The sequence below is a fragment of the Pseudomonas sp. 44 R 15 genome (assembly GCF_900004965.1).
In the GTDB taxonomy this organism is placed as follows: Bacteria; Pseudomonadota; Gammaproteobacteria; order Pseudomonadales; family Pseudomonadaceae; genus Aquipseudomonas; species Aquipseudomonas orientalis_A.
The window spans coordinates 27,215-53,186 of the sequence record NZ_CVTU01000040.1; the positions used below are offsets into that span (position 1 = coordinate 27,215).

23 protein-coding genes are annotated in these 25,972 nt (G+C 63.6%); 18 read left to right on the forward strand and 5 right to left on the reverse strand.

Annotated features, from left to right (window positions below; genetic code table 11):
* The first annotated feature begins 2 nt into the window (after nucleotides 1-2).
* From BFP93_RS04090 to BFP93_RS04170, 17 genes are read left to right on the forward strand one after another with little or no spacing between them, the layout of a single operon-like run.
* Nucleotides 3-257, forward strand: a complete 255-nt coding sequence (locus BFP93_RS04090; protein WP_003209389.1) for an acyl carrier protein — start codon at nucleotides 3-5, stop codon at nucleotides 255-257.
* Entirely contained in the window at nucleotides 254-799 is a 546-nt protein-coding gene (locus BFP93_RS04095) for a COG4648 family protein (RefSeq protein WP_065892068.1), read from the forward strand. The genes BFP93_RS04090 and BFP93_RS04095 overlap by 4 nt, the downstream gene beginning before the upstream one ends.
* A complete protein-coding gene (locus BFP93_RS04100; RefSeq protein ID WP_065892070.1) occupies nucleotides 796-2,466 on the forward strand; it encodes an acyl-CoA synthetase family protein in 1,671 nt (556 codons plus the stop codon). The genes BFP93_RS04095 and BFP93_RS04100 overlap by 4 nt, the downstream gene beginning before the upstream one ends.
* On the forward strand, nucleotides 2,459-3,193 hold the full coding sequence (locus tag BFP93_RS04105; RefSeq protein WP_065892072.1) for a glycosyltransferase family 2 protein: 735 nt from the start codon (nucleotides 2,459-2,461) through the stop codon (nucleotides 3,191-3,193). The genes BFP93_RS04100 and BFP93_RS04105 overlap by 8 nt, the downstream gene beginning before the upstream one ends.
* The gene (locus BFP93_RS04110; protein ID WP_065886598.1) at nucleotides 3,190-4,125 is read left to right on the forward strand and encodes an LpxL/LpxP family acyltransferase; all 936 of its coding nucleotides are present in this window, start codon (nucleotides 3,190-3,192) and stop codon (nucleotides 4,123-4,125) included. The genes BFP93_RS04105 and BFP93_RS04110 overlap by 4 nt, the downstream gene beginning before the upstream one ends.
* On the forward strand, nucleotides 4,109-5,650 hold the full coding sequence (hutH, locus tag BFP93_RS04115; RefSeq protein ID WP_065892074.1) for an HAL/PAL/TAL family ammonia-lyase: 1,542 nt from the start codon (nucleotides 4,109-4,111) through the stop codon (nucleotides 5,648-5,650). The genes BFP93_RS04110 and hutH overlap by 17 nt, the downstream gene beginning before the upstream one ends.
* The gene (locus BFP93_RS04120; protein WP_065892076.1) at nucleotides 5,643-6,068 is read left to right on the forward strand and encodes an acyl-CoA thioesterase; all 426 of its coding nucleotides are present in this window, start codon (nucleotides 5,643-5,645) and stop codon (nucleotides 6,066-6,068) included. The genes hutH and BFP93_RS04120 overlap by 8 nt, the downstream gene beginning before the upstream one ends.
* Nucleotides 6,065-6,748, forward strand: coding sequence for an outer membrane lipoprotein carrier protein LolA (locus tag BFP93_RS04125; protein WP_065892077.1), 684 nt, complete (start codon nucleotides 6,065-6,067; stop codon nucleotides 6,746-6,748). Before BFP93_RS04120 ends, BFP93_RS04125 begins: the two co-directional genes overlap by 4 nt.
* Nucleotides 6,720-9,050, forward strand: coding sequence for an MMPL family transporter (locus BFP93_RS04130; RefSeq protein WP_065892078.1), 2,331 nt, complete (start codon nucleotides 6,720-6,722; stop codon nucleotides 9,048-9,050). The genes BFP93_RS04125 and BFP93_RS04130 overlap by 29 nt, the downstream gene beginning before the upstream one ends.
* A gap of 33 nt (nucleotides 9,051-9,083) precedes the next feature.
* Complete coding sequence (locus BFP93_RS04135) at nucleotides 9,084-10,331, forward strand: NAD(P)/FAD-dependent oxidoreductase (RefSeq protein ID WP_083205599.1); 1,248 nt, start codon at nucleotides 9,084-9,086, stop codon at nucleotides 10,329-10,331.
* Entirely contained in the window at nucleotides 10,328-11,077 is a 750-nt protein-coding gene (locus tag BFP93_RS04140) for a class I SAM-dependent methyltransferase (protein WP_065892082.1), read from the forward strand. Before BFP93_RS04135 ends, BFP93_RS04140 begins: the two co-directional genes overlap by 4 nt.
* Entirely contained in the window at nucleotides 11,074-11,556 is a 483-nt protein-coding gene (locus tag BFP93_RS04145; RefSeq protein WP_065892093.1) for a hypothetical protein, read from the forward strand. The genes BFP93_RS04140 and BFP93_RS04145 overlap by 4 nt, the downstream gene beginning before the upstream one ends.
* Nucleotides 11,553-12,719 carry a beta-ketoacyl-[acyl-carrier-protein] synthase family protein gene (locus tag BFP93_RS04150; protein WP_065892097.1) on the forward strand — a complete coding sequence of 389 codons (1,167 nt, stop codon included), beginning with the start codon at nucleotides 11,553-11,555 and terminating at the stop codon, nucleotides 12,717-12,719. Before BFP93_RS04145 ends, BFP93_RS04150 begins: the two co-directional genes overlap by 4 nt.
* Nucleotides 12,716-13,177 carry a hotdog family protein gene (locus BFP93_RS04155; RefSeq protein WP_065892099.1) on the forward strand — a complete coding sequence of 154 codons (462 nt, stop codon included), beginning with the start codon at nucleotides 12,716-12,718 and terminating at the stop codon, nucleotides 13,175-13,177. The genes BFP93_RS04150 and BFP93_RS04155 overlap by 4 nt, the downstream gene beginning before the upstream one ends.
* Nucleotides 13,174-13,902 carry a 3-oxoacyl-ACP reductase FabG gene (gene fabG, locus BFP93_RS04160; RefSeq protein ID WP_065892101.1) on the forward strand — a complete coding sequence of 243 codons (729 nt, stop codon included), beginning with the start codon at nucleotides 13,174-13,176 and terminating at the stop codon, nucleotides 13,900-13,902. The genes BFP93_RS04155 and fabG overlap by 4 nt, the downstream gene beginning before the upstream one ends.
* A complete protein-coding gene (locus tag BFP93_RS04165) occupies nucleotides 13,902-15,128 on the forward strand; it encodes a beta-ketoacyl-ACP synthase (RefSeq protein WP_065892103.1) in 1,227 nt (408 codons plus the stop codon). The genes fabG and BFP93_RS04165 overlap by 1 nt, the downstream gene beginning before the upstream one ends.
* Nucleotides 15,129-15,154: 26 nt before the next feature.
* Nucleotides 15,155-15,550, forward strand: a complete 396-nt coding sequence (locus BFP93_RS04170; RefSeq protein ID WP_065883094.1) for a hypothetical protein — start codon at nucleotides 15,155-15,157, stop codon at nucleotides 15,548-15,550.
* 173 nt (nucleotides 15,551-15,723) lie between these two features.
* On the opposite strand, the gene BFP93_RS04175 is transcribed toward BFP93_RS04170, so the two are convergent.
* Nucleotides 15,724-16,617: a LysR family transcriptional regulator gene (locus tag BFP93_RS04175; protein WP_065892106.1), complete on the reverse strand. Its 894-nt coding sequence runs from the start codon at nucleotides 16,615-16,617 to the stop codon at nucleotides 15,724-15,726.
* Nucleotides 16,618-16,798: 181 nt separating this feature from the next.
* Here BFP93_RS04175 and BFP93_RS04180 point away from each other — a divergent pair, with 181 nt between their 5' ends.
* Nucleotides 16,799-18,010 (forward strand): MFS transporter, encoded by a 1,212-nt coding sequence (locus BFP93_RS04180; RefSeq protein ID WP_370737770.1) that lies wholly within the window; start codon nucleotides 16,799-16,801, stop codon nucleotides 18,008-18,010.
* Nucleotides 18,011-18,071: 61 nt separating this feature from the next.
* Here BFP93_RS04180 and hemE read toward each other — a convergent pair whose 3' ends face one another.
* From hemE to BFP93_RS04200, 4 genes are all read right to left on the reverse strand, one after another.
* Nucleotides 18,072-19,139 (reverse strand): uroporphyrinogen decarboxylase, encoded by a 1,068-nt coding sequence (gene hemE / locus BFP93_RS04185; RefSeq protein ID WP_065892112.1) that lies wholly within the window; start codon nucleotides 19,137-19,139, stop codon nucleotides 18,072-18,074.
* A 242-nt stretch (nucleotides 19,140-19,381) separates the two neighbouring features.
* On the reverse strand, nucleotides 19,382-20,800 hold the full coding sequence (locus tag BFP93_RS04190) for an FAD-dependent oxidoreductase (protein WP_065892113.1): 1,419 nt from the start codon (nucleotides 20,798-20,800) through the stop codon (nucleotides 19,382-19,384).
* 32 nt (nucleotides 20,801-20,832) lie between these two features.
* Nucleotides 20,833-25,278, reverse strand: coding sequence for a glutamate synthase large subunit (gene gltB / locus BFP93_RS04195; RefSeq protein ID WP_065892116.1), 4,446 nt, complete (start codon nucleotides 25,276-25,278; stop codon nucleotides 20,833-20,835).
* Nucleotides 25,279-25,628: 350 nt separating this feature from the next.
* A partial coding sequence (locus BFP93_RS04200; protein ID WP_176717547.1) for an SPOR domain-containing protein occupies nucleotides 25,629-25,972 on the reverse strand: 344 nt, incomplete at its 5' end.

Here is a 25,972-nt window from a genome sequence, read left to right on the forward strand (position 1 = left end):
CCATGCAAACTCGTGACGATATTTTCAACACCCTGCGCGATGCCTTGGTGGAACTGTTTGAACTGGAACCTGAGCGCGTCACCCTGGACGCCAACCTGTACCAGGACCTGGAAATCGACAGCATCGATGCCGTGGACCTGATCGACCATATCAAGCGCCAGACCGGCAAGAAGATCGCCGCCGAGGAATTCAAGGCGGTGCGCACCGTCAATGACGTGGTTGAGGCGGTGTACCGTCTGGTCCAGCCCGCCGCATGAGCCGGCTGATCGGCCTTGGCCTGTTGCTGGCGGGGCTGCTGTACCCCTTCGCGGTGTATTACGGCACCGAGCATTTTGCGCCCTGGCAATTTGGCCTGTTGTTGGGCAGCCTGTGGTTGCTGCGCGCGTTCACCGCTGCACGACGCCCCGGCAGTCGCTGGATGGCGCTGGTGGTGATTGTGTTTTGCCTGGCGCTGGCCTGGTTCGATAGCCCGCAATGGTTGCGCTGGTACCCCAGTCTGGTCAGTGGGTTCATGCTGGCACTGTTCGGCCTGAGCCTGAAATACGGGCCGCCGATGGTCGAGCGCCTGGCGCGCATGACTGAGCCGGACCTGCCGGCGAACGCGGTGCTGTATACGCGCCAGGTCACCGTGGTGTGGAGTGTGTTTTTTCTGTGTAATGGCCTGCTCGCTGCCGCCCTCACCTTGTGGGCGCCGCTGAGCTGGTGGACGTTGTACAACGGCTTTATCGCCTACGCGCTGATGGGGCTGTTGTTTGCCGTGGAATGGCTGGTACGACAAAGGGTTCGAGGCCGCGTATGAAAGGTTTGAAACTTGAGCACCTGCTGCTTGAGCCACAGGAACAGCGTCGGATCACCACTGAGCCGGCGCTCAATCATGCTCAACTGGTGGAGCAGTCGCTGCGCCTGGCGGCCGGCTTGCAAGCGCGTGGCATCCAGCACCTGGCGGTGCACCTGGAAGACGCCGGCGTGCTGGCGATTGCGTTGCTCGGCGCCTGGCGTGCCGGGGTCGGCGTGTTGCTGCCTGCCGACCTGCAGCCGCAAACCCGTCAACGCTGGGACGCCGTCGTCGATGCCTGGCTGACAGAAGCGGCGGACGTTGAAGCGTTGTACCAGGCGCCTCTGAGCCCTGCCGCCCTCGACCTCGATCGCTGCCAACTGAGCCTGTGCACCTCCGGCTCCAGCGGTGAACCCAAGCGCATCGACAAGTCCCTGCGCCAGCTGGCCAATGAGGTACAGGCGCTGGAGGCACTGTGGGGCGCCGACCTGAAAGACGCCTGCATCATCGGCAGCGTCGCCACCCAACACATCTACGGCTTGCTGTTCCGCGTGCTGTGGCCACTGTGCGCCGGTCGCACGTTTTTGCGCAGGCAACTGGCATTCCCCGAGGACATGCAGCGCGCCAGTCGCGAGCATTCGCCATTCGCCTGGGTGGCCAGCCCGGCGCTGCTCAAGCGCATGGGCGATAACCTCGACTGGCCGGCGCTGAGCCAGGTCTCACGGGTGTTTTCCTCAGGGGGAGCCTTGCCTGTCGAAGCCGCCGGCAGCCTCTATGATCGCTTGCAGCAGTGGCCGACGGAAATCCTCGGCAGTTCGGAAACCGGCGGCATCGCCTGGCGCCAGGGCGCACAACCCTGGCAGCCGTTTGCCGACGTGCACCTGAGCCAGGCGGCCGACGGTGCCCTGCGCATTGCCTCGCCCTACCTGCCCGCCGGGCATATCGAACAGACCGCCGACGCCGCGCGCATCCATGCCGATGGCCGGTTCGAACTGCTCGGTCGCCTGGACCGTATCGTCAAGCTGGAAGAAAAACGCATCGCCCTGCCGATGCTCGAACAGGCGTTGATGACCCATCCGTGGGTCGCTGAAACCCGCCTGGGCGTGGTGCAGGAAAACCGCGCGTCACTCGGTGCCCTGGTGGTACTGAGCGCCAAGGGCCTGCATGTTCTGCGCAACCAGGGCCGGCGCACGGTGACCCAAACCCTGCGCCAGCACCTGAGCCAGCATTGCGAAGCCCTGGCCTTGCCCCGCCGCTGGCGTTTGTTGCGCCAACTGCCGCTCAACAGCCAGGGCAAGCTGCCCCAGGCCGATATCGAGGCGCTGTTGCTGGCCCCCCGCCCCAAGGCGCCGGACGTACTGGAGCAGGTCGAAATCGACGGCGAATGGACATTGCAACTGAGCGTGCCGCCCGACCTGGCCTATTTCAGCGGGCATTTTCCAGTCACGCCTGTGCTGCCGGGCGTGGTGCAAGTGGAATGGGCCTTCAACCTGGGCAAGCAACTGCTCGACTTGCCGAGCACGTTTGCCGGTATGGAAGTGCTCAAGTTCCAGCAACTGGTGCGCCCCGGCGATCACATTCAATTGCACCTGCGCTTTGACCAAGAGCGCGGCAAGCTGTACTTCGCCTATCGCAATGGGGAGGCTGCATGCTCAAGTGGCCGGATCGTGCTGGAGGCCGCACATGCATAACCCCTGCGCCCTGATCCCGGTCTACAACCACGAAGCCGCCGTGCCCGCCGTGGTGCGCAGCCTTCTGAACAGTGGCCTGCCCTGCCTGTTGGTGGACGACGGCAGCAGCCCGGCCTGTGCGGCGGTGCTTATGCAACTGGCGACGCTGGATAACGTCACCCTGCTGACCCTGCCCCGCAATCAGGGCAAGGGCGCCGCCGTCATGGCGGGCTTTCGCGAAGCCGCGCGCCTGGGCTACAGCCACGCCCTGCAAGTGGACGCCGACGGCCAGCATGACCTGCGCGAAGTCGAGACCTTTATCGATACATCCCGCAGGCACCCCGACGCGATCATCTGCGGCTATCCCGAATACGACGAAAGCGTGCCCAAGGGCCGCCTCTACGCGCGCTACCTGACCCACGTGTGGGTGTGGATCAACACCCTGTCGTTGCAGATTCGCGACTCGATGTGCGGCTTTCGCGTATACCCGCTGGCACCCACTCTGGCGCTGATGGACTCGGCCTACATCGGCACGCGCATGGATTTCGACTCGGACATCCTCGTGCGCCTGGCCTGGCGCAACCAGCCGATGCGCTGGCTGCCGACCCAGGTGCATTACCCCGCCGACGGCCTGTCGCACTTTCGCCTGTTGCACGACAACGCGCGCATCAGCGCCATGCATACGCGGTTGTTCTTCGGCATGCTGGTGCGCGCGCCCGCCATCCTGTGGCGCCGGTGGCAGGCATGAGCGAGCGCAGCAAACACTGGGCCGACCGCGAGGAGCGCGGCAGCTTCCGGCTGATGAAACTCACGGCGTTCGCGGCAAAAGTCCTTGGCCGGCGCCTGTTGAGCCCGTTGCTCTACAGCATCGTGTTCTACTTCTTCGTGTTCGGCCGCACCGCGCGCCAGAGCGCCTGGCAATACCAGCAGCGCCTGGCGCAGTGGAGCGGGCGTGCCGAGCTGCAGCCGAGCCATGCCAAGGTCTTCGGCCAGTTCATGGCCTTCGCCGACTCCCTGCTCGACAAGCTCGACGTGTGGAACGGCAAGCTGCGCCTGGAGCAGATCGAAATCAACGACCCGGCGCAATTGCGCGGCCAGTTGCGTGGCGAGCGCGGGCAGATGCTGGTGGGCGCGCACCTGGGCAACCTGGAAGTGTGCCGCGCGCTGGCGGAGATCGGCGAACAGGTGACCATGAACGTGCTGGTGCACACCAAGCATGCCGAGCGTTTCAACCGCCTGCTGGGCGAAGCCGGCGCGACCCATTTGCGCCTGATCCAGGTCAGCGAACTGGACCCGGCCACCATGCTGCTGCTCAGCCAGCGTCTGGACGACGGCGAATGGCTGGCGATTGCCGGCGACCGCATCCCGCTGCACGGCGGGCGCACGGTGCGCGTGGATTTCCTCGGGCATGACGCCGCATTCCCCCAGGGCCCCTGGCTGCTGGCCGGCCTGCTCAAGTGCCCGGTCAACCTGCTGATGTGCCTCAAGCACCAGGGCCGCTATCGCCTGACCATCGAGCCCTTCGCGCCATTGATCGAATGGAAGCGCAGCACCCGTGAGCAGGTCATCGCCCTGTGGGCCGCTCGCTACGCCGCACGCCTGGGCCAGTTCTGCCTGCAAGCGCCGCAACAATGGTTCAACTTTTACCCTTTCTGGAAGACCGATGACCACGTCTCTTGAGCCGATCACCTTTGGCGAACGCCCCCTGCGCATCGAAGACGTCCTGGCCCTGGCCAACCGTCAGGTGCCCACTCGCTTGCAGGACGATACCGCGTATCGCCGGCGCATCGCCAAAGGCGCGCAGTTTCTTGATTCGCTGCTGGACAAGGAAGGCGTGATCTACGGCGTGACCACCGGCTACGGCGACTCCTGCGTGGTGGCGGTGCCGCTCGAGCACGTCGAGGCGCTGCCGCGTCATCTGTACACCTTCCACGGTTGCGGCCTGGGCAAGTTGCTCGATGCCCAAGCCACCCGCGCCGTGCTGGCGGCGCGCTTGCAGTCGCTGTGCCATGGCGTGTCCGGGGTACGCGTGGAACTGCTCGAGCGCCTGCATGGATTCCTCGAACACGACGTGCTGCCGCTGATCCCTGAAGAAGGCTCGGTGGGCGCCAGCGGCGACCTGACCCCGCTGTCGTATGTGGCGGCCACCTTGTCCGGTGAACGAGAAGTGCTGTTTGCTGGCGAGCGCCGCCAGGCCGCCGATGTACACCGCGAGCTGGGCTGGGAACCACTGGTGCTGCGCCCCAAGGAAGCCCTGGCGTTGATGAACGGCACAGCGGTAATGACCGGCATTGCCTGCCTGGCCTTCGCCCGCGCCGACTACCTGCTGCAGCTGGCCACGCGCATCACCGCATTGAACGTGGTGGCGCTGCAAGGCAACCCGGAACACTTCGACGAACGCCTGTTCGCCGCCAAGCCCCATCCCGGGCAAATGCAAGTCGCCGCCTGGCTGCGCCAGGACCTGGCCATCGATGCACCGACGGCTCCGCTGCACCGCCTGCAGGATCGCTACTCCCTGCGCTGCGCGCCCCATGTACTCGGCGTGCTGGCCGACAGCCTGAACTGGCTGCGCGCGTTTATCGAAATCGAACTGAACAGCGCCAACGACAACCCGATCATCGATGCCGAAGAGGAACGCGTGCTGCACGGCGGGCACTTCTACGGCGGGCACATTGCCTTTGCCATGGACAGCCTCAAGACCCTGGTGGCCAATGTCGCGGACCTGCTCGACCGCCAACTGGCGCTGCTGGTGGACGTGCGTTACAACCACGGCCTGCCGAGCAACCTGTCGGGCGCGCCGGCCGAGCGCGCAATGATCAACCATGGCTTCAAGGCCGTACAGATCGGCACCAGCGCCTGGACCGCCGAAGCGCTGAAGAACACCATGCCGGCCAGCGTGTTCTCGCGCTCGACCGAGTGCCATAACCAGGACAAGGTCAGCATGGGCACCATCGCCGCCCGCGATGCGATCCGCGTGCTCGAGCTGACCGAACAGGTCGCCGCCGCCACCTTGCTCGCCGCCAACCAAGGCGTGTGGCTGCGCGCCCAGGCTGAAGACGCACGAGCGCTGCCACCAGCACTGGCTGCCATGCACGAAGAACTGGCCCGGGACTTCCCGCCGGTCATCGAAGACCGCGCCCTGGAAGGCGAACTGCGCCTGTGCCTGCAACGCATCGCCGAGCAACACTGGAGGCTGCATGCGTAGCCCCGGCGTATTGCACAGCGACACTCAAATCCTCGTGCCGTTTTTCGACATCGACACCATGCACGTCGTATGGCACGGGCATTACGTGAAGTACCTGGAAGTGGCGCGCTGCGCGTTGCTGGACAAGATCGGCCATAACTACACCGCGATGCTCGACGCCGGCTACGCCTGGCCGGTGATCGACATGCAGCTGCGCTACGTGCGCGGCGCCACCTTCGGCCAAACGATCAATGTGCGCGCCAGCCTGGTGGAGTGGGAGAACCGTTTGAAGATCAATTACCTGATTACCGATCTGGCCAGCGGCGAACGCTTGACCCGCGCCAGCACCGTGCAAGTGGCAGTGGAAATCGCCAGCCGCGAAATGCAGCTTGCGTCGCCAACAATATTCACCAACGCCGTCGAAAGGGCCCTGAAATGAGATCCCCTGCAGGAGCGAGCTTGCTCGCGAAGATCGCCAACGATAACGCGGGGCGCCTGACACCCCGTGGGGCCCTCAGGTTTTTCGCGAGCAAGCTCGCTCCTGCAGTGGCCGCCGCATTGTTGAGCTTCAGCGCCCACGCCTTCGACCTGCAACAACTGAGCGATCAACTGGCCAAACCCAGCGTGATCCACGGCAACTTTACCCAGGAAAAACACCTGCGCGCCCTGCCCCAGCCGCTGGTCAGCAAAGGCACCTTCGTGCTCGCCAAGGACCACGGCCTGTTGTGGCTGCTCAAAACCCCGCTGCAACAGGACTATCGCATCACCAGTCAGGGCATCGCCCGGCGTGACGCCAACGGCTGGCAACTGCTGCCGAACAAGAGCGCCGGCACCGAGCAGAATCGCCTGTTCCTCGCGGTGCTCCAGGGCGACAGCAGCGGCTTGCAGCGTGACTTCGACCTGCAACTGCAAGGCCAGGCGCAAGACTGGAAGCTCACGCTGATTCCGCGCTCACTGCTGCTCAAGCAAGTATTCACCCAAATCAATATCGATGGCGGTGCGCTAGTGAAGACCATCGAGCTGTTGGAAACCCAGGGCGACAGCACCGTACTGCGCATGCAGGACAGCAGCGCCGACCAACCGTTGAGCGATGCGGAGCAACACGACTTTGCCCAGTGAGCGCCTGCTGCCGCGCCTGTTCCTGATCCTGCTGGTGGCCGTGCTGGCACTGGCCGGCTGGCAGTGGCGTCACGGTGCGCCTTTGTCGGCCAACCTTATGGAGCTGGTGCCCGGCAGTACGCCGGACGCCCTGGAGATGCAAGCCGAGCAGCGCATGCAGGAACCGCTGAACCGCGAAATGCTGGTGCTGGTGGGGCATGCCGACCGCCAGCAAGCGCTGGCCATGGCGCAGCAACTGGCCGAGCGCTGGCAGGCCAGCGGCCTGTTTGAAAAGGTGCAGTGGAACCTGCAGGCCGACTTGCCGGCGCTGCGCGAACAACTGCTGCGCGACCGACTGGCGATGCTGTCGGCCGAGGACCGCGAGCAACTGATCGAGCACCCCGACGCGTTTATCCAACAACGCGTGCAAACGCTGTTCGACCCCATTGCCGGCTTCAGCCTGGTGCCCAGCCAGGACGACTGGCTGGGCCTGACCGGGCGCATCCAGAACAGCCAGCCGCAACACGGCGCGGTACAGCTGGATATCGGCAGCGGCGCGTTGATCGCCGATGCCGACGGCAAAAGCTGGGTACTCCTGCGGGCGCGCACCACCGGCAATGCATTCGACATGAAACTGCCGCTGCACGTGGCGGATTTGCTCCAGGCCAGCCGCGCCCAGGCCGGCGAGCAAGGCGTGCAACTGCTCGCCGCCAGTGGCCTGCTCTATGCGGCCAACGGGCAGCAGCAAGCCACACGGGAGATGACCTGGGTCGGCGGCGGCGCAACCCTGGGCATCCTGATATTGCTGCTGCTGGCATTCCGGCGCTGGCGGGTGCTGCTGGCCTTCGTGCCGGTGGTGGTCGGCATGCTGTTTGGCGCAGTGGCCTGTGTGGCGCTGTTCGGCCATATGCATGTGATGACCCTGGTGTTGGGCTCCAGCCTGATCGGCGTGGCGGTGGATTACCCGCTGCACTATTTGTCCAAAAGCTGGAGCCTGCAGCCGTGGCGCAGTTGGCCGGCACTGCGCCTGACTCTGCCGGGCTTGAGCCTGAGCCTGGCCACCAGTTGCATCGGCTACCTGGCGCTGGCCTGGACGCCGTTCCCGGCGCTGACGCAAATCGCGGTGTTCTCGGCAGCCGGTCTGGTCGGCGCGTACCTGTGCGCCGTGTGCCTGCTGCCGGCACTGCTCAACGGCGTCGAACTGCGCCCGGCGCGATGGCCGCTGCGCATCGCCGAACGCTTGTGGCAGTGGCGGGCGGGATTGATCAAGCGCGTGCCCGGCGCCGTGCTGCTGGTGTGGGTGCTGTTGTTCTGCGCCGGTGGCCTGTGGCAATTGAACAGTAAAAACGATATCCGCCAGTGGATCGGCGCGCCGCCGCAATTGCTGCAGGAAGCCCAGGCCGTGGCGCGCATTACCGGGTTCCAGCCCACCAGCCAGTTCTTCCTGGTGCGCGCCGACAATCAGCAGCAGTTGCTGGAGCGCCAGGCCGCCCTGGGCCAGCGCCTGGATCAACTGGTGAATATGGACAAGCTCCAGGGTTACCTGGCGCTGAATCAACTGGTCAACCTGCCCGCCGAACAGCAGCAACTGCGCGATGCGCTCAATAAGCTTGAGCAGCATTGGCAACCGTTGCTGGACATCGGCATCCCCGTCGATGCGCTGCAAGCTGAAGTCGCGCAGTTGCAGGCGCTGCCCACCGAAGACATCGACGCCGCGCTCAAAGGCCCCCTGGCCGAGCCCTGGCGCACGCTGTGGCTGGGCAAGGTAGACGGCGGCGTGGCGGCGATGGTCAGCCTGCAAGGCCTGAACAACCCGGCGTTGCTGCGGGTGCAGGCGGTGGATTTGCCCGGTGTGCAATTGGTCGATCGCCTGGGGGATTTGAACCGTGTGTTTGCCGACACTCAAATCAGCGCGGCCGAATTGAAATTGCTGTCCTGTGGGCTGATCGTGCTGCTGTTGATGCTGCCCTTCGGCTTCACCGGCGCCTTGCGCGTCGTCGCGCTGCCGTTGCTGGCGGCGCTGTGCAGCCTGGCCAGCCTCGGTTGGCTGGGCCAGCCGCTGACCCTGTTCAGCCTGTTCGGCCTGCTGCTGGTCACGGCCATCAGCGTCGACTACGCGATCCTGATGCGCGAGCAGATCGGCGGGGCCGCCGTCAGCCTGCTGGGAACCTTACTGGCGGCGCTGACCACTTGGTTATCGTTCGGCCTGCTGGCTGTCTCCAGTACCCCGGCGGTGAGCAATTTCGGCCTGTCGGTCAGCCTTGGCCTGGCATTCAGCTTTATGCTGGCGCCCTGGGCCGGGCAACAAAAGCACGCCTTATGAATGTGAATATCGCCAAAGTGGCAAGGAGCCTTCGTGCCCACAGTTGAAATGGAACGTCGCCAGGTGGTGGTGATCGGTGCCGGGCCATCCGGGGCCATCGCGGCCGCGCTGCTCAAGCGCAAAGGGCATGATGTATTGATTATCGAGCGCCAGTATTTCCCGCGTTTCTCGATTGGCGAAAGCCTGCTGTCGCACTGCATCGACTTTATCGAAGAAGCCGGCATGCTCGACGCCGTGCAGGCGGCCGGCTTCCAACTGAAAACCGGTGCTGCGTTCGCCTGGGGCGAGCGCTACAGTGCGTTCGATTTCGGTGACACCTTCAGCCAGGGCAAACCGACGACTTTCCAGGTGCAGCGTGCCGAGTTCGACAAGCTGCTGGCCGATCAGGCGGCGTTGCAGGGTGTGGAAATTCGCTACGGCGAAAGCATCGTCGGCGTGGATTTTTCCGCCAACCATCGCTACCTGCACGTACGCCGCGAAAATGGCAGCGAGTACCACCTCAAAACCGCATTCGTGCTGGATGCCAGTGGCTATGGCCGCGTGCTGCCGCGCCTGCTGGACCTCGAAGTGCCGTCCGGTTTCCCGCTGCGCCAGGCCGTGTTCACCCACGTCGCAGACCGCATCGAACACCCAGGCTTCGACCGTACCAAGATTCTGATAACCACCCATCCCCTGCAGCGCGATATCTGGTTCTGGACCATCCCGTTCAGCAACGGCCGATGCTCGGTGGGCGTGGTCGCAGCCAAGGAACATTTCGACGGCCGTGACCACGATCTGGATGCCTGCCTGCGCAGCTTTATCGACGAAACCCCAAGCCTGTCCGGCGTACTGCAGAACGCCGTGTGGGACACCCCGGCGCGCAGCATCGGCGGCTATTCGGCCAACGTCAAAACCCTGCACGGCCCGGGCTTTGCGCTGTTGGGCAACGCGGCGGAATTTCTCGACCCGGTGTTCTCCTCCGGCGTCACCATCGCCATGCGCTCGGCGAGCATGGCCGCGGGCGTGCTGCATCGCCAACTGCAAGGCGAAGCGGTGGACTGGCAAACCGAGTTTGCCGAACCGTTGAAGCGCGGCGTCGACACCTTCCGCTGCTACGTCGAGGGCTGGTACGCCGGGACGTTCCAGGACGTGATTTTCCACGCCGGCAGTTCGCCGCAGATTCGCCGCATGATCAGTTCGATCCTCGCCGGCTACGCCTGGGATGAACGCAACCCGTTTGTCAGCGAGCCCAAGCGGCGCCTGCGGATGCTGTCGCAAATCTGTGCGAGTGAGCCGGTATGACCAGCCCTGCGGTTGAAAAGAACTACCTGAGTAAAAACTACGTCGAAGAAACCCGCTTCGGCTTCTGGTTCCTGCGCAGCCACACCTGGCAGCATCATGTGTTGCGCGTGGCGATCAATGACCTGCGCAGCCTGTTCAGCGAACCGCTGCCGGTGGCGCCGGTATTGCTCGACGCCGGCTGCGGCCAGGGCAAATCGTTCAAGTTGCTGCAGCAGGTATTTGCGCCCGCGCGCCTGATCGGCCTGGATGCCGACCCTCACAGCCTGGCCCTGAGCCGCGAAGAAGCCACTCGCCAGGGCCTGGCCGTGGAGTTGATCGGCAGCGACTGCGCCACCCTCGAGTTACCCGACGCCAGCGTCGATATTGTGTTTTGCCACCAGACCTTTCACCACCTGGTCGAGCAGCATCGCGCGCTCAAGGAGTTCTATCGGGTCCTCAAGCCGGGCGGCTATTTGCTGTTTGCCGAATCCACCGAAGCCTATATCGACACCTGGGTGATTCGCTGGCTGTTCCGCCATCCCATGCATGTGCAGAAAAGCGCCGAGCAGTACCTGGACATGCTGCGCGAGCAGGGCTTTGAATTCGACGCGCAGAACGTCTCGTACCCCTATCTGTGGTGGAGCCGCTCCAGCGATTTCGGCCTACTGGAACGTTGGGGCCTGCGCAAGGCGCCGCCGGTGGGCCAGCGCGAGGAAACCCTGGTCAACTGCGTGGCGCGCAAGCCGGCAGAGGCCGCGCGTTCATGATCCGCTGGTTGCTGATGGGTTGCCTGTTGCTGCTCGGCGCGTGCGCCAGCCAGGCGCCGTTGCCGCAAACCATGCCCGCCCTGAACTTGCCGATGCAGCTGCATGTACAACGCCTGGAGGGCGAACTCAGCCAGGATTGGCTGCTGGTGATCCAGCGTGAAGGGCGGGCGATTCGCTGGTCGATGATGGACCCGTTGGGCATCCCCCAGGCCCGGCAGAAGTTGATCGACGGCGAGTGGCAGGCCGATGGCTTGCTGCCGCCCAACCCCCAGGCCCGAGCGCTGTTCGCCGCGCTGTTGTTTGCCCTGGCCTCGGCGGATGACCTGCGTGCGCTGTATCCTGCGGCCCAGGCCATGGACCTTACGCGAACGCTGCCGGGCCATTGGCAAATCGTCTATCAGTCTTCAGAGGTGTTCAGCGTGAACATGGTGGGCCAACCGTTGAGCTATCGCATTACCCCGCTGGGCGTGGGCAAATGAGCGCCTACCTCAATGCCCTGGGCGTGATCTGTGCCCTCGGTCGCGGCCAGGCCGAGGTCAGCCGCAGCCTGTTTGCCGGCGACTGTGGCGGCATGCGCGCCGAGAGCGGCTGGGTGCCCGAGCGCATGGTGCCGGTCGCGGCCGTGCGCGGCGAGCTGGCGCCCCTTCCGGCACAGTTGGGCCAGCAGAGCAGCCGCAATAACCAGCTGCTGCTGGAAGCGGCGGTGCAGATCGAAGACTCGATCCGCCAGGCGATCCACACCTACGGCCCCTCACGGGTTGGCGTTGTGCTGGGCACCAGCACGTCGGGCATCGACGAGGCCAGTCGCGGCATTGCCCACTACCTGCGCGATAACGCCTTTCCCGGTGACTACGACTACCAACAGCAGGAACTCAGCGCTCCGGCGAATTTCCTCGCCGACTGGCTGCAATTGAGCGGCCCGGCCTATGTGATTTCCACCGCCTGCACCTCCAGCGCCCGTGCGTTGATGAGTGCCCGGCGCCTGCTCGACCTGGGCCTGTGCGATGCGGTGATCTGCGGGGGCGTCGACAGCTTGTGCAGGCTGACGCTGAACGGCTTTACCGCACTGGAAGCGGTGTCTGCCGAGCGCTGCAATCCGTTTTCGGTGAACCGCAACGGCATCAATATCGGCGAAGCGGCGGTGGTGTTCCTGATGAGCCGTGAGCCGGCACCGGTCGCCCTGCTGGGCAGCGGCGCCAGCAGCGACGCCCACCATATCTCCGCCCCCGAGCCCACCGGCAAAGGCGCGTTGCAGGCCATGCGCAAGGCCCTGGCCCAGGCGAAACTCGCACCCGAGCAGATCGGCTACCTGAACCTGCACGGCACCGCCACCCAGCACAACGACGCCATGGAAAGCCTGGCGGTCGCCAGCCTATTTCCGGGCGGTGTGGCTTGCTCCTCAACCAAACCCATGAGCGGCCACACCCTCGGCGCGGCGGGCGCACTGGAAGCGGCGTTCTGCTGGTTGAGCCTGACGCACGGGCGAGTCCCTCCCCACGTGTGGGACGGTCACGTCGATCCGGCGCTGCCCGCCTTGCAGTGGGCACACCAGGGCGACACCTTGGAAAAACCTTATTTGATGAGCAACTCGTTTGCCTTTGGCGGCAACAACGTCAGCCTGATTATTGGAGAGGCCCCATGATCGCTTGGCCACTCGCCGAACTGCTGCCCCATGCGGGCGACATGATCCTGATCGACCAAGTGCTGTCGTTCGATGAAGAGCAGGTGCACACCCGTCTCACCGTCAAGCCCGGCGGCCTGTTCAGCCAGGCTGACGGCAGCCTGCCGGCCTGGGTCGGTATCGAGCTGATGGCGCAGAGCGTCGCCGCCTATGCCGGGTGCCGCGCGCGCCAGCAAGGCCACGCGGTGGAACTGGGCTTCCTGCTGGGCACGCGTAAATTCGAGTGCAATGTGGCGCATTTTCCCGCCGGCACCGAGCTGACGATCCACGGCCTGCGCTCGCTGGAGGACGACAATGGCATGGGGGTGTTCGAATGCCACCTCACCGGCGACGGCATCCAGGCCAGCGCACGCTTGAACGTATTTCGACCGCCCCAGGCGGCCACCTATTTAGATGAATCGAAGGACGAAACGCCATGACTGAATCCGTACTGGTCACCGGCTCCAGCCGTGGCATCGGCCGCGCCATTGCCCTGCGCCTGGCCCAGGCCGGGCATGACCTCGTGCTGCATTGCCGCAATGGCCGCGCCGAAGCCGACGCGGTACAGGCCGAAATCGAAGCCCTGGGCCGCCAGGCGCGGGTGCTGCAATTCGATGTCGCCGATCGCGCGGCGTGCAAGGAAATCCTGGAGGCCGACGTCGAGCAACATGGCGCCTATTACGGCGTGGTGCTCAATGCAGGCCTGACCCGCGACGGCGCGTTCCCGGCGCTCTCGGAAGACGACTGGGACGTGGTGATGCGCACCAACCTCGACGGGTTCTACAACGTGCTGCACCCGGTGATGATGCCGATGATCCGTCGTCGCGCCGCCGGGCGCATCGTGTGCATCACCTCGGTGTCCGGGCTGATCGGCAACCGCGGCCAGGTCAACTACAGCGCCTCCAAGGCGGGCTTGATCGGCGCAGCCAAGGCGCTGGCCATCGAGCTGGGCAAGCGCAAGATCACCGTCAACTGTGTGGCACCGGGCTTGATCGACACCGCCATGCTGGACGAAAACGTGCCGGTCGAAGAACTGATGAAAATGATCCCGGCGCAGCGCATGGGCACTCCGGAAGAAGTGGCCGGTGCGGTGAATTTCCTGATGTCCGCCGAGGCAGGCTATATCACGCGCCAAGTGTTGGCCGTGAATGGGGGCCTGTGCTGATGAAACGCGTTGTCGTCACCGGCATGGCCGGCATGACCTCCCTGGGCAGCGACTGGGACACCATCGCCGCCAACTTTCGCGCCAACCGCAGCGGCATCCGGCGCATGGATGAATGGGACCGCTTCACCGAATTGAACACGCGCCTGGCCGGGCCGATTGACGATTTCGCCGTCCCCGCGCACTGGACCCGCAAGCAACTGCGCAGCATGGGCCGCGTCTCGCGCCTGGCGGTGTGGGCGGCGGAGCAGGCGCTGCAGGACGCCGGCTTGCTTGGCGACGCGTCGATCAAGGACGGGCGCATGGGCGTGGCCTGTGGCTCGTCCACCGGCAGCACCGATGAGATCAAGGCGTTCGGCAACATGCTGCTGAACTCGGTGGCCGAGGGCCTGAATGCCAATTCCTATGTGCGCATGATGCCGCACACCACGGCGGCGAATATCAGCATCTTCTTTGGCCTGACCGGGCGCTTGATCCCCACCTCCAGCGCCTGCACCAGCGGCAGCCAGGGCATCGGTTATGCCTACGAGGCCATCAAGTTCGGCCGTCTGCCGTTGATGCTCGCCGGCGGCGCCGAAGAGCTGTGCCCCACCGAGGCCATGGTGTTCGACGCGCTCTACGCCACCAGCCTGAAAAACGACGCGCCGCAAACCAGCCCGCGCCCCTACGACAGCGGCCGCGATGGCCTGGTGATCGGCGAAGGCGGCGGCATGCTGGTGCTCGAAGAACTGGAACACGCGCTGGCGCGGGGTGCGCATATCCATGCCGAGATCGTCGGTTTCGGCAGCAATGCCGACGGCCAGCACACCACCCGCCCGGAACAGAAAACCATGCGCCGCGCCATGGAGCTGGCGCTGGAAGACGCCGGGCTTGAACCGTCCGCCATCGGCTATGTCAATGGTCACGGCACCGCGACCGACCAGGGCGACATCGCCGAGACCCTGGCCACCAGCAGCCTGTTCGGCAGCCGCATGCCCATCAGTTCGCAGAAGAGTTTCCTGGGCCACACCCTGGGCGCGTGCGGGGCGCTGGAGTCGTGGTTCAGCATCGAGATGATGAACCGCGACCAGTACGTGCACACCTTCAACCTGGACTCGGTCGACCCGCAATGCGGTGAGCTGGATTACCTGCAAGGTGGCTTTCGCCAGATGCACAACGACTACGTGATGAACAACAACTTTGCCTTTGGCGGCGTCAACACCTCGCTGATCTTTCGCCGCTGGTCCTGACTTTTTAATCGATTGGAGAAAACGGAATGTCTTCCCTGCTACGCGCCACCCTGATCGCCCTGGCCCTGTTGACCACCGCCGGCTGCACCAGCAAACCGGTGCTCAACACCCAGCACGAGCTGCCGGCCACGCCCCAGCTCAGCGAAGAAAAAATGAAACAGGTGATCGTCGCCGCCCTGCAAAAACGCGAGTGGACGGTACAACGCCTGAGCCCGCAGTTGGTGCAGGCCGACATCACCGTGCGCGGCCAGTTCTATGCCGCCATCGACATCCGCTACACCCGCAACAGCTACGCCATCAGCTACCGCGACAGCCGCGAACTGGGCTACAAGGACGGCAAGATCCATCGCAACTACAACCGTTGGGTGAGCATGCTGGATCGGGACATTCTGGCGGGGCTGCGCTCGGCGGGGATGCAGTAACCCAGAAACGACAAAGGGCGCCTTGGATCGTTCCCACGCTCCGCGTGGTAACGCCGCCTGGGACGCTCCGCGTCCCGCCACGAGTGCACGGTTCCAGCCTTCAGTTGGGTGACGCGGAGCGTCACGGGATGCATTACCACGCGGAGCGTGGGAACGATCGGGTGTGAACATACCTACGCCACCGCCCTACGCGTCAACAATTCCACAAACGCCCTTGCCATCGGCGTCTGCGCACCCTTGCGCTGCACCAGCCATACCGCGGTCACCGCTTCCGGGTCCAGCAACGTGCGATACACCACGCCGTCGATCCGTATCCGTTGATAGGACGCCGGCAGCACCGATACGCCCAATCCCGCCGCCACCAGACCGATGATGGTCATCGCCTCGCCCGCCTCCTGGGCGACATGCGGGCTGAAGCCGGCGTCACGGCACAGGCTGAGCAGTTGCGCATAGAGACCGCTGCCGTAGGTGCGCGGGAAAAACACGAACGGTTCTTCTGCCAATTGCGCCAGGTGCAAGCCGCGCTCGCTGCCCTGCGCCAACGGGTGCCCGGCGTTCAGTACCGCCACCAGGGGCTCGCGCATCAGCTCGACCACACACAGTGATTCGGGCAACGGCAAAGGCCGCATCAGCCCGACCTGGATCGATTCATCCACCAGCGACTCGGCCACCTCGGTGCTGCTCATTTCCTGCAGGCTCAAGTGCACGGCTGGAAAGGCTTGGCGAAACGCAAAGATCGCCTGCGGGATGCTGGCGTTGAATGGTGCCGACGAGGTGAATCCGATTTTCAGCTCTCCCAGCTCTCCCATCTGCGCCCGCCGCGCGACGTCCGCCGCTTTATCCACTTGCGCCAGCACCAGGCGCGCCTCGTGCAGAAACAGGCGTCCCGCTTCGCTCAGCTCGACACGACGATTGGTCCGCTCAAACAACCGCGCGCCCACCTCTTGCTCCAATGCCTGGATCTGCTGGCTCAGTGGCGGTTGCGAGATGCCCAGCACCTGCGCGGCGCGGCCAAAATGCAGCTCCTCGGCGACGGCGATGAAGTACCGCAGATGACGTAATTCCATGCACACCTCATTAGGTCGTTAAAGCTATCAAACAGGTCGAACAATATATTGGAAAGAATCATTAGCCAGCTATATTCTTTTTCCCATTGTCAGTCCTGGCAGACTTTCCTCCCCGAGGTCCCCCGTGAATCCTGCTGTTGCTCCGCTTGCCCAACACACCCCGCCTTCAGCCCTTGATGACGTGGTGGCGCAGCTCAACGACGAGTACATCGAAAAAGGCACGCCGATGTTCATGCGCACGGTGCTGGCGCTGTTCTCCGGCGGGTTTGCCACCTTTGCCCTGTTGTATTGCGTACAGCCGATGATGCCGGCGCTGTCTCACGAGTTTTCCATCAATGCCGCGCAGAGCAGCCTGATTTTGTCGGTCGCCACGGCGATGCTTGCCTTCGGCCTGCTGATCACCGGGCCGATTTCCGACAGGCTGGGACGCAAACCGGTGATGGTCGCCGCGCTGTTCTGTGCAGCGCTGGCAACCATCGCCAGCGGCTTGATGCCGAGCTGGGAGGGTATCCTGCTCATGCGTGCGCTGGTGGGCTTGTCCTTGAGTGGCCTGGCCGCCGTGGCCATGACCTACCTGAGCGAAGAGATCCACCCGCAGCACATCGGCCTGGCCATGGGCCTGTACATCGGCGGCAATGCGATTGGTGGCATGAGCGGGCGGCTGATCATCGGGGTATTGATCGACTTCGTCAGTTGGCACACCGCCATGCTGATCATCGGCGGCCTGGCGCTGATCGCCGCCACGGTGTTCTGGAAAATCCTCCCAGAGTCGCGCAACTTCCGCGCCAGCAGCCTCAAGCCGCGTAACCTGCTCGATGGCTTCGTGATGCACTTCAAGGACGCGGGCCTGCCGTGGTTGTTCCTGGAAGCGTTCCTGCTGATGGGCGCGTTTGTGACCCTGTTCAACTACATCGGCTATCGCCTGCTGTCCGACCCGTATGACCTCAGCCAGGCCGTGGTCGGCCTGCTGTCGCTGGTGTATCTGTCAGGCATCTACAGCTCGGCGAAAATCGGCTCGCTGGCCGACCGCCTGGGGCGCCGTCGCGTGCTGTGGGCCACCATTGTGCTGATGCTCGCCGGCATGGCCCTGACGCTGTTCACCCCGCTGTGGCTGGTGGTGCCGGGCATGCTGATCTTTACCTTCGGCTTCTTCGGCGCCCATTCGGTAGCCAGCAGCTGGATCGGGCGGCGTGCGGTGAAGGCCAAGGGACAGGCGTCGTCGCTGTATCTGTTTTGCTATTACGCAGGGTCAAGCATTGCCGGGACGGCGGGCGGGTTCTTTTGGCACTTGGGCGGATGGAACGGGATTGGCGGGTTTATCGTCGCGCTGCTGATTGGCGCGTTGCTGGTGGCGTTGAAGCTGGCGAAGTTGCCGCCGTTGGGGCAGGTCTGAAGGTTTCTGGCTTTTAATGTGGGAGGGGGCTTGCCCCCTCCCACATTTTTGCTCTGTGTTTTTATTCGTGGTATTGCGCCGACAGTTCATGCACCGCGCGCAGGAAGGCACCCGCGTGCTCCGGGTTCACTTCCGGGGTGATGCCATGGCCGAGGTTGAACACGTGACCGGTGCCCTTGCCGTAGCTGGCAAGGATGCGGCCGACTTCGGTGCGGATCGCTTCCGGCTTGGCGTACAGCACGGTGGGGTCCATGTTGCCTTGCAGTGCAACTTGACCGCCAACGCGACGGCGGGCTTCGCCAATGTCGCAGGTCCAGTCCAGGCCCAACGCGTCGGCGCCTGCATCGGCGATGCTTTCCAGCCACAGGCCGCCACCCTTGGTGAACAGGATCACCGGAACCTTGCGGCCTTCATGTTCGCGGATCAGGCCGCTGACGATCTTGCGCATGTAGGCCAGGGAGAATTCCTGGTAGGCCGCCGCCGAGAGGTTGCCGCCCCAGGTGTCAAAGATCTGCACCGCTTGCGCGCCGGCCATGATCTGGCCATTGAGGTACGCGGTGACCGACTGCGCCAGCTTGTCCAGCAGCAGGTGCATGGCGTGCGGGTTGTCGTAGAGCATGGCCTTGGTCTTGCGGAAGTCTTTCGACGAGCCGCCTTCGACCATGTAGGTGGCCAGGGTCCAGGGGCTGCCGGAGAAGCCGATCAGCGGCACGCGGCCGTTAAGCTCGCGGCGGATGGTGCTCACGGCGTCCATCACGTAGCCGAGGTCTTTGTGCGGGTCCGGGATCGGCAGGGCTTCGATATCGGCCAGGGTGCTGACGACCTTCCTGAAGCGCGGGCCTTCACCCGTCTCGAAGTACAGGCCTTGGCCCATGGCGTCGGGGATGGTGAGGATATCGGAAAAGAGAATGGCCGCGTCCAGTTGTGGGTAGCGGTCCAGCGGCTGCATCGTGACTTCGCAGGCGAACGCGGGATTCATGCACAGGCTCATGAAGTCGCCGGCGTGGGCGCGACTGGCGCGGTATTCCGGCAGGTAGCGACCGGCCTGGCGCATCATCCACACGGGGGTGACGTCCACGGGTTGCTTGAGCAGGGCACGAAGGAAACGGTCGTTCTTGAGGGCAGTCATGTCGGCATCCGCAAAAAAAGTGCGGGCATTTTCTCAGAGCGCGACGCAAAAGGCACGGTATGTGCCGTGCCTTTTGTCTATCGGGTCAATTTGTCGCGGACTTGAAAGCGCTGCAAAACAACTGTGGGAGGGGGCTTGCCCCCGATGGCGGTGGGTCAGTCAGTGAATCTGGTGACTGATGCAGCGCTATCGGGGGCAAGCCCCCTCCCACACTTTGATCCCATTTCAACCTGGGATCGGGGTCAGACCTGCAGGTAGTCCAGGATGCCTTCGGCGGCGTTGCGGCCTTCGAAGATCGCGGTTACCACCAAATCAGAGCCGCGCACCATGTCGCCACCGGCGAAGATTTTCGGGTTGCTGGTCTGGTGCTTGTACTGGCCCTGCTCCGGGGCGACGACGCGGCCCTGGCTGTCGGTCTGGATCGCGAACTGCTCGAACCACGGCGCCGGGCTTGGGCGGAAACCGAAGGCGATGACCACGGCGTCGGCCGGGATGATCTCTTCGGAACCCGGGATCGGTTCGGGGCTGCGACGGCCACGGGCATCCGGTTCGCCAAGACGGGTCTCGACCACCTTCACACCTTCGACGCGGTCTTCACCGACGATGGCGATCGGCTGGCGGTTATAGAGGAATCTCACACCTTCTTCCTTGGCGTTCTTCACCTCTTTGCGCGAACCGGGCATGTTGGCTTCGTCACGACGATACGCACAGGTCACCGACTTGGCGCCCTGGCGGATCGAGGTGCGGTTGCAGTCCATCGCGGTGTCGCCACCGCCGAGCACCACGACCTTCTTGCCTTTCATGTCGACGAAATCTTCCGGCGACTTTTCAAAGCCCAGGTTGCGGTTGACGTTGGCGATCAGGAAATCCAGCGCGTCGTACACGCCCGGCAAATCCTCACCGGCAAAGCCGCCCTTCATGTAGGTGTAGGTGCCCATGCCCATGAACACGGCGTCGTATTCGGCGAGCAGTTGCTCCATGGTGATGTCTTTGCCGATCTCGGTGTTCAGGCGGAACTCGATGCCCATGCCGGTGAAGACTTCGCGGCGATTGCTCAACACGGTCTTTTCCAGCTTGAACTCGGGGATGCCGAAGGTCAGCAGGCCGCCGATTTCCGGGTTCTTGTCGAACACCACCGGGGTCACGCCGCCGCGTACCAGCACGTCGGCACAGCCCAGGCCCGCCGGGCCCGCGCCGATGATGGCGACACGCTTGCCGGTCGGCTTGACCTTGGACATGTCCGGGCGCCAGCCCATGGCGAACGCGGTGTCGGTGATGTACTTCTCCACCGAACCGATGGTCACCGCGCCGAAGCCGTCGTTGAGGGTGCACGCACCCTCGCACAGACGATCCTGGGGACAAACCCTGCCGCAGACTTCCGGCAGGGTGTTGGTCTGGTGCGACAGCTCGGCGGCGGCGAGGATGTTGCCCTCGGCGACCAATTTCAGCCAGTTGGGAATGAAGTTGTGCACCGGGCACTTCCATTCGCAATACGGGTTACCGCACCCCAGGCAGCGGTGGGCCTGGTCGGCCGAGTGCTGGGGTTTGAAGGGCTCGTAGATTTCCACGAACTCTTTCTTGCGTTGACGCAACAGTTTCTTCTTCGGATCTTTGCGCCCGACATCGATGAACTGGAAGTCGTTATTCAGACGTTCAGCCATGTTAAAACCTCATCAAACTCTTCAGGCGCATATCACTGCGGGTTGGCACGGATGCTGGAAAGCAACGATTTCAGGTTGGCAGCCTTGGGCTTGACCAGCCAGAAACGACGCAGGTAATCATCGAGGTTTTCGGCGAGGTTACGACCCCATTCGCTGCCGGTCTCCTCGACATACTCGTCCAGCACGTGCTGCAAGTGGTTCCGGTAGGATTCCATGGCTTCGCCGCTGATCCGCTGGATCTCGACCAACTCGTGGTTGACCTTGTCGACGAAGGTGTTGTCCTGGTCGAGCACGTAGGCGAAACCGCCGGTCATGCCTGAACCGAAGTTGTAACCGGTCTTGCCCAGTACCGCGACAAAGCCCCCGGTCATGTACTCGCAGCAGTGATCGCCGGTGCCTTCCACAACCGTGTGGGCCCCGGAGTTACGCACGGCGAAACGCTCACCGGCGGTGCCGGCGGCGAACAACTTGCCACCGGTGGCGCCGTACAGGCAGGTGTTGCCGATGATGGCACTGTCCTGACTCTTGTAGACGCTGCCTTTAGGCGGAACGATCACCAGCTTGCCGCCGGTCATGCCCTTGCCCACGTAGTCGTTGGCGTCGCCTTCCAGGTACATATGCAGGCCGCCGGCGTTCCACACACCAAAACTCTGGCCGGCAGTGCCCTTGAAGCGGAAGGTGATCGGCGCTTTCGCCATGCCCTGGTTGCCGTGCTTGCGCGCGATTTCACCGGAGATGCGCGCGCCGATGGAACGGTCGCAGTTGCAGATATCCAGGGCGAATTCGCCACCGCTGGCGTCGTTGATCGAGGAGCCGGCCATTTCGACCATCTTCTCGGCCAACAGGCCTTTGTCGAACGGTGGGTTGCGGTCCACCTGGCAGAATTGTGGCTTGTCTGCCGGGATGTGATCGCTGCCCAACAGCGGCGTCAGGTCCAAATGTTGTTGCTTGGCGGTCTGGCCTTTGAGCACTTCGAGCAGGTCGGTACGCCCGATCAGTTCTTCCAGCGAACGCACGCCGAGCTTGGCCAGCCACTCACGGGTTTCTTCGGCGACGTAGGTGAAGAAATTCACCACCATGTCGACGGTGCCGATGTAGTGGTCTTTGCGCAGCTTTTCGTTCTGAGTGGCGACGCCGGTGGCGCAGTTGTTCAGGTGGCAGATGCGCAGGTATTTGCAGCCCAGGGCAATCATCGGCGCAGTACCGAAGCCGAAGCTTTCGGCGCCGAGGATTGCGGCCTTGATCACGTCGAGGCCGGTTTTCAGGCCGCCGTCGGTCTGTACCCGCACTTTGCCGCGCAGGTCGTTGCCGCGCAGGGTCTGGTGGGTTTCGGCCAGGCCCAGCTCCCACGGCGCACCGGCGTACTTGATCGAGGTCAACGGCGAAGCGCCGGTGCCGCCGTCGTAGCCGGAAATGGTGATCAGGTCAGCGTAGGCCTTGGCCACACCGGCGGCGATGGTGCCGACCCCGGCTTCCGCCACCAGTTTCACCGAGACCAGCGCCTGCGGGTTGACTTGTTTCAAGTCGAAAATCAGCTGCGACAAGTCTTCGATCGAGTAGATGTCGTGGTGCGGTGGCGGCGAAATCAGGGTCACGCCGGGCACTGCGTAGCGCAGCTTGGCGATCAGGCCGTTGACCTTGCCGCCCGGCAGTTGACCACCCTCCCCCGGCTTGGCGCCCTGGGCCACCTTGATCTGCAGCACTTCGGCGTTGACCAGGTATTCCGGGGTCACGCCAAACCGGCCGGTGGCAACCTGCTTGATTTTCGAGCTTTTGAGCGTGCCGTAGCGCGCCGGGTCTTCACCGCCTTCGCCGGAGTTGGAACGCGCCCCCAGGCGGTTCATGGCTTCGGCCAGGGCTTCGTGGGCCTCGGGCGACAAGGCGCCCAGGGAAATACCGGCGGAGTCGAAGCGCTTGAGGATAGATTCCAGCGGCTCGACTTCGGCGATGTCCATCGGCGTGTCCAGGGTCTTCACCTTGAACAGGTCGCGGATCATCGACACCGGGCGGTTATCCACCAGGCTCGTGTACTGCTTGAACTTGGCGTAGTCGCCCTGTTGCACGGCGGCTTGCAGGGTGCTGACCACGTCCGGGTTGTAGGCGTGGTATTCGCCACCGTGTACGAACTTGAGCAGGCCGCCTTGCTGGATCGGCTTGCGCGCGCTCCAGGCTTCAGCCGCCAGGGCTTTCTGTTCGGCTTCGATATCGACGAAACGCGCACCCTTGATGCGGCTCGGCACGCCACGGAAGCTCAACTCACAGACTTCTTCGGAGAGGCCGATGGCTTCGAACAACTGGGCGCCGCGATACGAGGTAACGGTGGAGATGCCCATCTTCGACAGGATCTTCAGCAGGCCTTTGGTGATGCCCTTGCGGTAGTTCTTGAACACCTCGTAGAGGTCGCCCAGCACTTCACCGGTACGGATCAGGTCGCCCAGCACTTCGTACGCGAGGAACGGGTACACAGCCGAGGCGCCGAAGCCGATCAACACCGCGAAGTGGTGCGGGTCGCGGGCAGTGGCGGTTTCGACGAGGATGTTGGAGTCGCAGCGCAGGCCTTTCTCGGTCAGGCGGTGATGCACAGCGCCGGTGGCCAGCGAAGCGTGGATCGGCAACTTGCCCGGCGCGATATGCCGGTCGGTCAGCACGATCTGGGTACGACCGGCGCGCACGGCTTCTTCGGCCTGGTCGGCGACGTTGCGCACAGCGGCTTCAAGGCCGAGGCTCTCGTCGTAGTTCAGGTCGATGATCTGGCGGTCGAAGCCTGGACGTTCCAGGGTCATCAGCGAGCGCCACTTGGCCGGGGAAACCACCGGCGAGCTGAGGATCACACGGGAAGCGTGCTCCGGCGATTCCTGGAAAATGTTGCGCTCGGCACCGAGACACACTTCCAGCGACATCACGATGGCTTCGCGCAGCGGGTCGATCGGTGGGTTGGTCACCTGGGCGAATTGCTGGCGGAAGTAGTCGTACGGCGTGCGCACGCGCTGGGACAGCACGGCCATTGGCGTGTCGTCGCCCATGGAGCCGACGGCCTCGTAGCCTTGCTCGCCGAGCGGGCGCAGCACCTGGTCGCGCTCTTCGAACGTGACTTGGTACATCTTCATGTATTGCTTGAGCTGATCGACGTCGTAGAAAGCCGAACCGTGGTCGTTGTCTTCCATGGTCGCCTGGATGCGCAGGGCGTTCTTGCGCAGCCATTGCTTGTACGGGTGACGGGACTTGAGGCGGTTGTCGATGGCGTCAGTGTCGAGGATCTGGCCGGTTTCGGTGTCCACGGCGAGGATCTGGCCAGGGCCCACGCGGCCTTTGGCGATGACGTCTTCCGGCTTGTAGTCCCACACGCCGATTTCCGAGGCCAGGGTGATAAAGCCGTTGGTGGTGGTGACCCAGCGCGCCGGGCGCAGACCGTTACGGTCGAGCAGGCACACCGCGTAGCGGCCGTCGGTCATGACCACGCCGGCCGGGCCGTCCCACGGTTCCATGTGCATCGAGTTGTATTCGTAGAACGCCCGCAGGTCCGGGTCCATGGTCTCGACGTTCTGCCACGCAGGCGGAATGATCATGCGCACGCCACGGAACAGGTCGATGCCGCCGGTGACCATCAACTCAAGCATGTTGTCCATGCTCGAGGAGTCCGAACCCACGCGGTTGACCAGCGGGCCGAGCTCTTCGAGGTCCATCAGATCGTTGGCGAACTTGGTGCGACGGGCCACGGCCCAGTTGCGGTTGCCGGTGATGGTGTTGATCTCGCCGTTGTGGGCGAGGAAGCGGAACGGCTGGGCCAGCGGCCATTTCGGCAGGGTGTTGGTGGAGAAGCGCTGGTGGAACACGCAGATCGCGGTTTGCAGGCGCTCGTCGCTCAGGTCCGGATAGAAGGCGGTGAGGTCCGCCGGCATCATCAGGCCTTTGTAAATGATGGTCTTGTGGGAAAAGCTGCAGATGTAGTGGTCGGTGTCGGCGGCGTTGAGCACCGACGAACGACGACGCGAGGTGAACAGCTTGATCGCCATGTCCTGGTCGCTCAGGCCGTCGCCTGCGATGAACACCTGTTCGATCTGCGGCAGGCGCTCGTTGGCCAGGCGGCCGAGCACGCTGGTGTCGATCGGCACTTTGCGCCAGCCGATCAGTTGCAGGCCGGCGGCGACGATCTCGCGGTTCATGTTCTCGCGAGCAGCTTCAGCTTTGACCGGGTCCTGGTTGAAGAACACCATGCCCACCGCATATTGCTTGGGCAGGTCGACAGCGAAATGCTCTTTGGCAACGGCGCGCAGGAACTGGTCGGGCTTTTGAATCAGCAAGCCGCAACCGTCACCGGTCTTGCCGTCGGCGTTGATCCCACCGCGGTGGGTCATGCAGGTCAGGGCCTCGATGGCCGTTTGTAAAAGGGTATGACTGGGCTCGCCCTGCATGTGGGCTATCAGGCCGAAACCGCAGTTATCCTTGAATTCATCGGGTTGGTACAGACCTGCTTTCATAGACACTTTCTCACCAGGCTGCCTCTTCTATCGAGGCAAATTTCTTTTCAATTCAACCGGTTACCTTCCACGCCGAACGTACGCCGGCTTAGCGGGGGCAAAAGGGAGGTCATTGTACACACCGACACAGACGCTCACAAATTTAGCGACGAAATGTCGCAAATCTATGTCGCATTTATGAAAGGTTTAAAGCGATATGCTGTGCTAGTCAAAACTTTTTTAATTCTGACCGCTACGACTCAAAAGCTACCGTGACGCAGACACCACAAAGCGCGCGGCCTTCAGGGCTGCACGCTGTTGTCGTTTTTTTGAGATGCTGGGAGGGCGGCCTGGGTAAGGCCGCCGGATCTTCAGCGAGTTGTCGCGAGTTCTTGTTGAACGCTGGCGACAGTTCGAGGCCAAGGTTTACCAGCCTGAACCTTCGCTGGCAAGGCTTTGATGGCAGAATCGGCTGCGGCGCGGCTTGGGAAGCTGCCGTAGGTGATCACGTAGAGAGGCTTGCCGTTGAGCACTTTCTTGAAATAACGGTACTGGCCGCCCTGCTCTTTGACGAACGCCTGGGCGTTGGCCTCGGAGCTGGTGCCGAGGATCTGCACCACGAAGTTGCCGGTGGGCTGGCTGCTGTACCAACTGCTGCCGGCGGCACCGGCCTTGGCGACGGTGGCGGCAGGTTTTTCAGCAGGCTTGGCCGCTG